General features: G+C 60.9%; 8 protein-coding genes and 3 pseudogenes. 2 read left to right on the top strand and 9 right to left on the bottom strand.

Annotated elements, in window-relative coordinates:
* Positions 1 to 251: 251 nt before the first annotated feature.
* From R5H32_RS20130 to R5H32_RS20090, 9 genes and pseudogenes are all read right to left on the bottom strand, one after another.
* Positions 252 to 1,742, bottom strand: coding sequence for an aldehyde dehydrogenase family protein (locus R5H32_RS20130; RefSeq protein ID WP_318340441.1), 1,491 nt, complete (start codon positions 1,740 to 1,742; stop codon positions 252 to 254).
* Positions 1,743 to 1,765: 23 nt separating this feature from the next.
* On the bottom strand, positions 1,766 to 2,614 hold the full coding sequence (locus tag R5H32_RS20125; protein WP_318340440.1) for an ABC transporter permease: 849 nt from the start codon (positions 2,612 to 2,614) through the stop codon (positions 1,766 to 1,768).
* Positions 2,611 to 3,471 carry an ABC transporter permease gene (locus R5H32_RS20120; protein WP_318340439.1) on the bottom strand — a complete coding sequence of 287 codons (861 nt, stop codon included), beginning with the start codon at positions 3,469 to 3,471 and terminating at the stop codon, positions 2,611 to 2,613. The genes R5H32_RS20125 and R5H32_RS20120 overlap by 4 nt, the downstream gene beginning before the upstream one ends.
* Positions 3,468 to 4,544, bottom strand: coding sequence for an ABC transporter ATP-binding protein (locus tag R5H32_RS20115; protein ID WP_318340438.1), 1,077 nt, complete (start codon positions 4,542 to 4,544; stop codon positions 3,468 to 3,470). Before R5H32_RS20115 ends, R5H32_RS20120 begins: the two co-directional genes overlap by 4 nt.
* 60 nt (positions 4,545 to 4,604) lie before the next feature.
* Entirely contained in the window at positions 4,605 to 5,660 is a 1,056-nt protein-coding gene (locus R5H32_RS20110) for an ABC transporter substrate-binding protein (protein WP_318340437.1), read from the bottom strand.
* A 40-nt stretch (positions 5,661 to 5,700) separates the two neighbouring features.
* Entirely contained in the window at positions 5,701 to 6,993 is a 1,293-nt protein-coding gene (locus tag R5H32_RS20105; protein ID WP_318340436.1) for a sigma 54-interacting transcriptional regulator, read from the bottom strand.
* Positions 6,986 to 7,819, bottom strand: a complete 834-nt coding sequence (locus R5H32_RS20100; protein WP_318340435.1) for a PAS domain-containing protein — start codon at positions 7,817 to 7,819, stop codon at positions 6,986 to 6,988. Before R5H32_RS20100 ends, R5H32_RS20105 begins: the two co-directional genes overlap by 8 nt.
* Before the next feature lie 79 nt (positions 7,820 to 7,898).
* A pseudogene (locus R5H32_RS20095) lies at positions 7,899 to 8,114 on the bottom strand (integrase); the annotation flags it as partial.
* A 418-nt stretch (positions 8,115 to 8,532) separates the two neighbouring features.
* Positions 8,533 to 8,922: pseudogene (locus R5H32_RS20090) on the bottom strand (IS6 family transposase); the annotation flags it as partial.
* Between the two features lie 130 nt (positions 8,923 to 9,052).
* On the opposite strand from R5H32_RS20090, the gene R5H32_RS20085 reads away from it, so the two are divergent.
* Together R5H32_RS20085 and R5H32_RS20080 are read left to right on the top strand one after the other, a co-directional pair.
* Positions 9,053 to 9,751: a zinc metallopeptidase gene (locus R5H32_RS20085; RefSeq protein ID WP_318340434.1), complete on the top strand. Its 699-nt coding sequence runs from the start codon at positions 9,053 to 9,055 to the stop codon at positions 9,749 to 9,751.
* Between the two features lie 227 nt (positions 9,752 to 9,978).
* Positions 9,979 to 10,190: pseudogene (locus R5H32_RS20080) on the top strand (IS6 family transposase); the annotation flags it as partial.

The raw sequence follows: 10,190 nt of genomic DNA, 5'->3' as shown, positions 1-10,190 counted from the left end.
GAAGAACCGCGCCGCTGCTCTCGCCGAGTGGCGCGGCCTCGGCGCGTCATAAGGGACAGCGATCCTGCCCTTGTGGAGACGGGTTCGAATTGGTCTGACACCACCTGGAGACGGGTTCGAATTGGTCTGACACCACCCTGGCAAGGCCACTGCCGGAAACAGCCCGCCCGTGCCGCGGCCGGACCGCCAACTTGTCGTTCCGGCCGCAAGTAGGGACGACCGGCCGGTTCGGCCAATCGACGCCGCCGAATTTACCAACCGCCTTCGGCGCGGCGGTTGTATTTGATATCGCCGCCCAGATCGAAGACCAGCAGCTTGCGCTCGGTAAAGGTCTCGAGAAACCACTGGCTGAGTTCCCGGCCCACGCCAGACAGTCCGGTTCCACCGAAGGGGGCCAACTGGTCCCAGTAGTTCGATGTCTCGTTAATGTTGACCGATCCGTGAGGAAGGGCCTCGCCGACCCGCCATGCGGTCGCAAGGTCGCGGGTCCAGAGCGAGGCGATTAAGCCAAGCCCGGTCTGATGCGCGATGGCGATAGCCTCTTCTGCATCCTTGATCTTGATGATCGGCGCGACGGGGCCAAAGGTTTCCTCTTTCGCGATGAGCATGTCAGTTGTGACATTCTTCAGAATCGTGGCCGGGTAATACAGGCCCTCTTCCTTCCCGATCTGCTCGACGACGGCGCCCTTTGCGATCGCATCCGCGACATGGGCCTTCACACGGCCAAGGGTCGCATCGTTGCAGAGCGGCCCCATCTCGGTGTCCTCGTTGGCAGGGTTTCCGATCTTGAGCGCCCGCGCCTTTTTGGTGAACTTCTCGACGAATTCATCATAGACGGCTTCGTGTACCAGCAGCCGTTCTGCAGAAGTGCAGACCTGGCCGGAGTAGTAGAAGCAACCGTTCATCGCACCGTCGACGGCAGCGTCGATATCGGCGTCTGCCAGAATGATGAACGGCCCGTCGCCGCCCAGTTCCAGCAGGTGCGGTCGCAGAGCGCATTTTTCCGCGATCTTCCGGCCGGTCGTGGTCGAGCCGGTGAAGAAGACCCCGTCGACATCCTTGTGATCGACCAGCGCGGCGCCGGCGTCGCCAAGGCCCTGCACCACGTTGATGACGCCATCCGGCAGGCCGGCATCCTTGAAGACGTCTGCCAGCATCGCGCAGCTTACTGCCGAATATTCGGACGGCTTCCAGACCACGCAATTGCCGGCCGCCGCGATATGAGCAAGCGCAATGGAAGAGATGTCGGTAGGGAAATTATAGGGTGTGATAGCGGCCACGACACCAAGCGGCCTGTGGTTCATCACCAGCCGCTTGTTGGTCGTCCGCTCTTGCGTGGACGGAAACGACAAGCCGCGGTGGCGCAGGATCTCTTCGGCGGCCTTGCCCCAGCTTGGCGCGGAATATTCGAACACCTCTTCGCGCGAATCCGTGATCGTCTTTCCGATTTCGGCAGTGATCATCTGTGCGATCGGTTCGGCGCGCTCCAGGAACAGCTGGTGAATCCTGCGCATGATCTGTGCGCGCTCGATGACCGAAAGCGCGGCCCAGCCGGGCTGCGCCTTTCGCGCCGCGGCCACGGCCGCATCAATGTCGGACGCGTCGCAGCGACCGACCTTGTGCAGCAGCGATCCGTTATGCGGGTTTCTGACCTCAAAGATCCCGGCATGCCCGTCGACCCATTTTCCGCCGACAAGTGCGGCCTTCGTCACCTCGGATTTGACCTTGGAGTCAATATTCATTGGTTCCTCCTTGAGTAATCGCCCTAGTGGCGCGTAGTCGACTTGTCCCTGAGAAACAGGACGGAAATGATGATGAGCAGGGCAGAAAACGCCACGATCAAGGCGCCGATGGCGTTGATTTCGGGGGTCAGACCCCGGCGCATAGTCGACCAGATGTACATTGGCAGCGTGTTGTCGCGCCCGGTCAGAAAGAAGGTGACGGGGATCTCGTCGAAACTCAGCGTGAACGACAGGAGCCCCGCGCCGATCACAGCGGTCCGGATGTTGGGCAATGTCACCAGCAGAAATGTTTGCAACCCGCTTGCCCCAAGGTCGGCCGATGCCTCCTCAAAACTCTTGGGCAGGCGCTGCAGGCGGGCAAAGACCTGTGTAACCACCACCGCCAGAAGCGCAGTGGCGTGACCGATGATGACGGTCTCGAGCGACAGAGTGAAGCCGGCCATCCGGAACAGGGTCAGCATCGAGATGCCGGTGATGATCCCCGGCAGCGCGATCGGCAGCAGGACCAGCTTGCGAAAAAGGCCCTTGCCCGGAAAGTCGAGCCGGTCGAGCGCCAGTGCCGCCGGAACACCTATGGCGAGCGTCAGAGCCGTCGCGAATGTCGCGACGTAGAATGAATTGCCAAGGGCCTCGATCAGCTGATCATTCTGCGAAAGCTTGCGATACCAGTCCAGCGTCAGCCCCGACATCGGCCACGAAAGCGAACGCGAGGTGTTGAAGCTGAACAGCACCAGAATGGCGATCGGCACATAAAGGAACGCGAGAATGCCTGCAATCGCCGCCAGCCAGACCAGATCGCTGGTCTTCCGCCGGGGCACCGCGCGCCGCGCCGGTCGGGTCAGCGGGACTGATGCTTCATCGAACGAACTCATCCCAGCCGTGCCTTTCCGAAACGCTCGAAGCGGTCCGATGCCGATATGATGCCCAGAACGATCACCAGCATCACCAGCGCGAGGGCGGAGCCGAGCGGCCAGTTCAGCGCGGCGCCGAATTGCGAGGCGATCACGTTGGCGATCATTAGCCCATCCGGCCCGCCGACCAGGATCGGCGCAATGAAATCACCGAAAGCCAGGCAGAAGGTCATCGTGAACCCGGCCACGATCCCCGGAATCGACAGCGGCAGGGTGATTTTGAGGAAGGTCGCGAATGCGCTTTCGCCCAGATCCGCACTGGCCTCGATCATGCTGGTCGGGATCTTCTCGAGCGCGGCATAGATCGGCATCACCATGAACGGGATGAAAACATAGGTCAGCGTCACGATCATTGCCGCCTGATTATACAGGAACAGCGCCGAGGGCTCTGAGAGGATTCCGGTCGACACCAGGAAGGAGTTCAGCAGGCCCTCGGTCCCTAGGATCGTCTTCCAGGTATAGGCTCGCAGCAGGTAACTAACCCAAAGCGGCGCGACGACGGCCATGTAAAGCGCAAGCCTGACGCCCGAACGTCGGACCTTGAAGACCAGGAAATAGGCATAGGGATAGGCCAGCAACAGCGAAAAGGCCGAGACCAGTCCCGCGATCTTGATCGTCCGCAACAGAACCCTCGCATATTGCGGATCGGTCAGTATCTGTCGGTAATTGCCGAACTGGAAGTCGGGAACGAACAGCGGAAACTGGGTCTGCCAGAACGAATAGATCAGCAGCACCGTGTAGGGGACGAACATGAAAAGGATCGTCCAGGCCAGCGGCGGCGACAGGACAAGATACTGTTTCAGGCGCCCTGCTTTCATGGCTGTTTGGTCGCTTCCAGCGCCATGATCCGGTCGGGCGCGACCTGCACCTGAACCTCGTCGCCGACCTCAGGAACCCCAGAGCCACGGCGGGCGCCAGAAATCTGCATGTCTACGGCCACCTGCCCGCCACCGAGATCGACGATGATGCGCGCGGAATTGCCCTGATACAGAAGATCGGCGACACGCCCCCTCAGCGTGTTGCCGGCATTGGCTGAAGCAGGCAATAGCACCGCCTTTTCCGGCCGGAATCCAAAGGTCATCGCACGGCCGGGCGCGGCAATGCCATCTGCAAGGGTCAGGCTTTGGCCGAATGCCTTGACAGTTTGATCCGCGCCAACCTTGGCGTCGAACAGATTGGTGGTTCCGATGAACCCGGCCACATAAGGAGAATCCGGCGCATCGTACAGCGCCTCTGGGGTTCCCTCCTGAACGATCCGACCTTCGCGCATGACGACGATCCGATCCGACATGGCGAGGGCCTCGTTCTGATCATGCGTGACCATGATGAAGGTCAGTCCTACCTTCTGGTGCAGGTGTTTCAGTTCGACCTGCATCGCCAGACGCAGGTTCGCGTCGAGCGCCGATAGCGGTTCGTCTAGTAGCAGCACCTGTGGTCGGCGCACGATCGCCCGCGCAAGCGCTACGCGCTGGCGCTGGCCGCCCGACAACTCGTGCGGCGCGGCATCGAATTTCTCGGGCAGGCCGACCAGGTCCAGCGCGTCGCGGGCCTTCTGGGCGACCTCGGCGCGGGCCAGACCGCCGACGCGCAACCCGTATCCCACGTTCTTGCCAACACTCATGTGCGGGAAAAGCGCGTAGTCCTGAAAGACCATGTTCACCGGGCGCCGGCTGGGCGGCAGGTCGGTCACATCCCTGCCGCCGATCATCACCGCGCCCTGCGTCGGCTCATCGAAGCCGCCGATGATCCGAAGCAGCGTGGACTTGCCGCAACCCGAAGGTCCAAGAAGTGTGACGAATTCGCCCTCGGCCACTGACAGGCTAATGTCATCGACACCGATGATCGGGCCGAAATGCTTGGAAATCCGATCGAGCTTGACGATCTCTGCCATGGCTGGTGCTCTTTCCCGGGCGGCGTTTGCGGGCGGGAAGATCACTCCCCGCCCCCTTGCTTACTGGGCCTTCACGGCGTTCCAGGCGTTGGTATAATCCGCCAAGCGCGGGCCGAGGTTTTCCCACAACAGCAGGCTGTCGAGGTAGTCCGGGTCATCCTGATGCAGGGCCTTGAACTGTTCTTCGGTCATGCACTCGCGCGCTGCCACCGGATTGGAGGTCGAATAGCCGTTGACATTGGCTACGCCGCACTGGCCGCCCACCCCGACCGCCATGTTGAGGAACTCATAGGCACATTCCTCGTTCGGTGTGCCCTTGACGACCATGAAGCTGTCCATCCAGCCCTCGGCGTTCTCCGTCGGAATGAACTCGACCACATCGATTCCTTCGGCCGCCAGCAGCGAGGATTGGTACCCTGCCCAAGTGTTCGAGATCCAAACCTCGCCGGATTTGTATAGATCGACCAGTTCGCCGGCGCTGGCCCAGTATTTGCGGATCAGCGGTCGCTGCTCGACCAACTTCGCCTGCGCAGCGGCAAGCTGTTCGTCGGTCAGATGATAGATGTCCATGTCGCCATTGGCGCGCGCCGCGACGTAGAGGGCGCTCTTGTCGTCCCAAAGCGAGATGCGGCCCTCGAGCAACGGATCCCATAGCGACGCCAGAGAGGTCGGCGGCGTGTCGAACTTGTCAGGACGGTACATGAAGCTGATCGCCCCCCAAGCATAGGGCACACCATAGACCTGTCCTTCGTAATTGATGCCGTCGGCGTTTCGGAACTTCTCGTAGATGTCATTCCAGGCGGCGATCTTGCTGGTGTCGATGGGATCGACGAAACCTGCCGCGATCAGCGGGAAAGTCGCATCGATCGACGGGCTGACAAGATCAAAGACCCCGCCTCCGGCGGCCAGCTTGGGCGCAAAATCGTCGTTCGAGCCAACATAAGTGGCAGAGACCTTGCATCCCGTCGCCTCTTCGAAAGGCTTGATGAAACTTTCATCCGCATAACCCTCCCAGGTCAGCAAACTAAGCTCGCCGCCTGCAAAGGCCGGCGCGACACCGGCCAGAAGCATTGCCGCGGCACTGGTCGTGCCAATGAGTGTCTTTAGGTTCTTCATGGTTATTCCCCTGTTGTTGAGCGTTGCTTAACTGCGGCCTTCAGGCCGTCTTTCTGACGATGGTTCCGATATCGACGCCAAGAACCTTGGCCGCCTTGCGTTTGCTTCCGTGTATGCGGATTGCCTTGTCGATCAGCGCCCGTTCAAATCGCCTGACCTCGGTCCGAAGGTCCAGCGTCGCGGCATGTGGCAGGTCGTCGCTGTCTGGTCCCGGATGCGGCACGATCAGTTCAGCGATCAGTTCATCCATGTCATCGGCATCTTCGGTGAAGATGGTTGCCTTGTGCACGATGTTCAGTAATTCTCTGATATTGCCCGGAAAACTGTAGTCGCTGAGCGCGCCGCGAAGCCTTTGGGGCAGGACAACCGGCGTGACCCGGCGCTGGTTGACTGTCTGCAGGAAGCGATCGGTCAGATGCGGGATCAGTTCCGGCATCCGGCGCAGTGGCGCCACGCCAAGTTCGATGACGGCAAGGCGATAGTACAGATCGGCCCGAAAACGCCCGTTTCTGACCAGCGACAAAAGATCGGCATTGGTGGCAGAGATCACCCGAAACGGTTTGGCTGGCTGCGGTGTAGGTGACTGCCATATCTGGCGCCCGTCCTCGATGAAGCTCAGAAGCTGCGCCTGCAAGCTCAGCGGAATCTCGGCAATCTCGTCCAGGAAAAGCGTGCCGCCCGCTGCGACATCGATCAGGCCGGGCTTGCCATCGGCGCCGAACAGAGTCTGCGACAGATCGCTGGCATTCGACGTCGCGCAGTTGCAGATTACGAAAGGATCCCTGCCGTCGGCGACGGTACCGTGAAGAAAACGGGCGATCTCGGATTTTCCGACGCCGGATTCACCGGTGATCACTATACGCGCATTCTGCCGCATCGCCCTTTCGCCGCGCGACAGCAGCCGGTTGAGTGCGGGCGACAGCCGGCGTTGAACGCCGAAGTCGGGCCGTGTCCGGTTGGTCGAAAGGAACCCCGGCTGCGCGGGTCCCACCTCGCCGGCCGCGGCGTTGCGCCGGTAGTCAAAGGAATCGAGATCCGTGACCTGGATCAGGACAAGATTTTCGGCTTCGCCGCCCGGACGGATCGACACCATCAGGTTTCGTCCACCTGCCCACCGCAAGGCAAGGTCGGCCCGCCTGCCGGCCGAAACAGCCTGCATTAGCTCGGGTGAGCCATCGAACAGGTCGCGAATCGCATTGCCCGGCACGGCATCCCCATCCAGCAGCCGCGCCGCCGCCGGATTTGCCTGCCTGATACGACCGTCTTCGTCGACCAGCAGCAGCCCGTCATCGCCCTGCCCCAGAAGCGCCTGCAGAAACTTGCCGTCAGTCATCGGCAACCCCTTCGGAAAACGTCAGTAGTCTGGCGATCCCACCATCTCCCGCGACGGCCCGGGAAACCGACCGCCAGCCGATCCGCCGCGCCTCGACGGAGATTTGGCCCGCACCAGCACCCGCGCTCAGACGGTCGGCGATTTCCTCTGCCGGCACGTTGCCCAGGGCGCCGAGAACCTCGGACAGGTCCGCCGCCATCAGCTTTTCGCGGCTGCGGCCCAAGAGCTTTTCCGTGGCGCTGTTGATAATCACGATGCGCAAGTCCCTACTGAGGCCAATCACCGCTTCGTCGAACATGTCCAGCGCGGCCTGGGCATCACGGAGCAGAGCGGCAAGCTGCGCCTCGCGCCGATAGTGCTTGCCGACGTCCCGTACTACGCCGAACATGCGGATGAGCTGCCCGTTTTCGACATGGCCGCGAACGTCGTTTTCGACATGGATCGCTTCGCCGTCATAGCGCATGTCCAGAGCCGGCACCGCATCGGCCTCGAAGCCATTGGACAGCAAATTCTCGATGAAGGCCTCGTTCTGGCTGTTGCGCGGGAAGATGTCGGACACTGGCTGGTCGTTGAAATCCTTGCCCGCCGGCAGCAAGTAAAGCTGCGCCATCGCTTCGTTACAAAAGCGCCAATACGGACGGTTTTCGAAGACCTGACGCACCACTTCCTGGTTGGGGGCAGTCAGGTCGATCGGTTCGCGGAACTCCATGCACCAGCAGGCTTCGGTCGACGAGGAAAGCATCGCAATCAGCAGATCGCGCTCGGCTTTCAATACGTGGAGCGCGGCCGTCGGCGACGCTTGAGAATCGGTAGTGGGCGCATTCATGCAGCAATGCTGCAATCTTTCATCGCACTCAATCAAGCCAAATCGGTGGCGTCAGACGAATGCGAACCAATCTCTATTAGGACACCTCTAATTGAACTGGCCGCCCAGTCTTGCTCTGGATGACCGACACACGGTCACGGACGCTACCGCCAGCGACGAGGCCCACCAGCTTGAGCCGAACCAAGTCACATCCGCGAAGCTTGCTATCGATTGCGAGGTTGAACAAAGCCAAGTCGCGCAGGTTGTCGGCAAGCTCGAGCCGCGCACGAATGGCCCAAGGCGCTCGCCGAGGCATTCGATTTAGAGCCCGAAGCTATCGATCCGTCGGTCCTCACAATCGAGGCGCCGTCTCCACTAAAATGGCGGCACACGAGAACACCCAGAGAACTCCGGCTAATTTCCCAACTTTCTGAATTTTCTCTGTTTTTGATCGAGCGAAGGGATTTCAAACTGAACGTCGCTCTACTCAGGATTGCCGCGCGACTTCCGCGAAACGCGGCCTACTCGTTTTGATGAGCTCCTGCCTCGGAAGTTCCGAGAAGGCCGTCCAAGGGTACTGTCAGAGCAATCGGACCTAGCCGCTCCTCCCTACCCCCTTCTATCGAAAGAAGGTGCAAAAATTGATCTGTAAGGGGAAAGACCTTGCAGAGCGCCGACGAGTCCAACAACCGAGCCATCGCAATCGCAACAGATCAAGTTGTTCTGACAACACCCTTCATTGTTTTCTTCAAGAATTTCAATGCCGCCTTCTTGTCCCGCGTCTTCGTCACGTAACTTTCGAGGACCTCGCCCGCCTGGTCGACGGCCCGCCACAAATAGTGCCTCACGCCGTTGATCTTCACGAACATCTCGTCGAGGTGCCATTGCCACTGCGGCCCGGAACGCAGCCGCTCCGCCCGTTTCATGCGTATCTCGGCGGCGAACATCGGGCCAAAACGCTGCCACTAAAACCGGACAGATTCATGGCTGATGTCGATACCTCGCTCGTGCAACAGGTCTTCGACGTTCCGCGGCGAAAGCGGGAAACGGACATACATCATCACCGCCAGGCGGATGATCTCTCGGCTCGTCTTGAAGTATTTGAACGGGTCAGGTTTCGACATCAGGGGAAGCTAATCGGCGCCCTACCCCGCCGCAACCCAAGTTCCCCTGACATGACCATCACCCCTAATGTGCCGGGTCGGGTTCGGTGCTATACTCGATGACGGAGCGTTGTACCCGGGAGCCCGACTAATGCCGACCGACCTTCTCTTCTGGCTTCTCGTGCTTCCCGGGATGGCGCTGGGCGCCTATGCGCAATCCCGTATCAAGTACAACGTATCGAAGTACTCCCGCATACCCGCGCTGTCGGGCGCGACCGGAGCGCAGGTTGCACGCTATCTTCTCGATGCCAGTGGTCTGAACCGGGTGACAGTGGAGCCAACAGACGGCGTTCTGAGCGACCATTACGACCCGCGCAGCCAAACACTCCGGCTCAGCCAGGGCATCTACTACACGCCATCGATCGCGGCGGTCGGCATCGCCGCACATGAGGCCGGACACGCCATTCAGGATGCGGACGACTATTTCGCGCTGGAGTTGCGCAGCCTGATTGTTCCCCTCGTTCAATTGAGCGCGCAGATTGCGCCCTGGGTCTTTATCGGTGGACTGATGCTGGATCTCCCGCGCCTGGCCTGGTTCGGCGCGATCATGTTTGGCGCCTCGACGTTCTTCGCGCTTGTGACCTTGCCGGTGGAGATCGACGCGAGCCGACGGGCGCTCAATCAACTCGTGACGCATCGCATCATCACCGAGGAACGAGAGCTTGAGGGGGTCCGCGCGGTCTTGCGCAGCGCGGCCTGGTCCTATGTTGCGGCTGCCGTGTCCGCGATCGGCACCTGGGTCTTCTATTTCATCCTTCTGTTTGCCCGTGGGGGGCGCAATCGGACCTGAGGGGGGGCGGACGAGCACCAGGACGCAGTTGCTCCATCGCCTGTCGCACGCAACTATTCCCCATCGGGTCGACGGGACACCGGTGACCGCTGTCCCTCCATGCATTTCCTGAAGCGGTACTGTCAGAGCAATCAGACCTAGCCGCCCCTCCCTGACCAGCCCCACCTGAGGGCGCTGTCAGAAGGAATCCGGTCGAGACTGGCAGGTCGGCCTCGTAGCGTCCGGCCATGACGAAACGCGACCCTTTCAAGTATTTCCACAGCAGCCCGGAGATCATCCGTCTTGCTGTGATGCTCTATGTCCGGTTCCCGCTGTCGCTTCGGAACGTCGAAGACCTGCTTCACGAGCGCGGGATCGAGATCAGCCACGAGTCGGTGCGGTTCTGGTGGCAGCGTTTCGGCCCGATGTTCGCCGCCGAGATACGCAAGAAACGGGCGGA

Origin of the sequence: Defluviimonas sp. D31, assembly GCF_033436765.1 — a bacterium.
Taxonomy (GTDB): domain Bacteria; phylum Pseudomonadota; class Alphaproteobacteria; order Rhodobacterales; family Rhodobacteraceae; genus Albidovulum.
Note: the sequence above shows the minus strand (reverse complement) of the source record. Positions and strands in the feature narration are given on the sequence as shown.

Bases quoted from the DNA above. Each gene is read 5' to 3' on its own strand.
- R5H32_RS20105 (WP_318340436.1), bottom strand. From the start codon at position 6,993: ATGACTGACGGCAAGTTTCTGCAGGCGCTTCTGGGGCAGGGCGATGAC.
- R5H32_RS20125 (WP_318340440.1), bottom strand. From the start codon at position 2,614: ATGAGTTCGTTCGATGAAGCATCAGTCCCGCTGACCCGACCGGCGCGG.
- R5H32_RS20120 (WP_318340439.1), bottom strand. From the start codon at position 3,471: ATGAAAGCAGGGCGCCTGAAACAGTATCTTGTCCTGTCGCCGCCGCTG.
- R5H32_RS20130 (WP_318340441.1), bottom strand. From the start codon at position 1,742: ATGAATATTGACTCCAAGGTCAAATCCGAGGTGACGAAGGCCGCACTT.
- R5H32_RS20115 (WP_318340438.1), bottom strand. From the start codon at position 4,544: ATGGCAGAGATCGTCAAGCTCGATCGGATTTCCAAGCATTTCGGCCCG.
- R5H32_RS20085 (WP_318340434.1), top strand. From the start codon at position 9,053: ATGCCGACCGACCTTCTCTTCTGGCTTCTCGTGCTTCCCGGGATGGCG.
- R5H32_RS20100 (WP_318340435.1), bottom strand. From the start codon at position 7,819: ATGAATGCGCCCACTACCGATTCTCAAGCGTCGCCGACGGCCGCGCTC.
- R5H32_RS20110 (WP_318340437.1), bottom strand. From the start codon at position 5,660: ATGAAGAACCTAAAGACACTCATTGGCACGACCAGTGCCGCGGCAATG.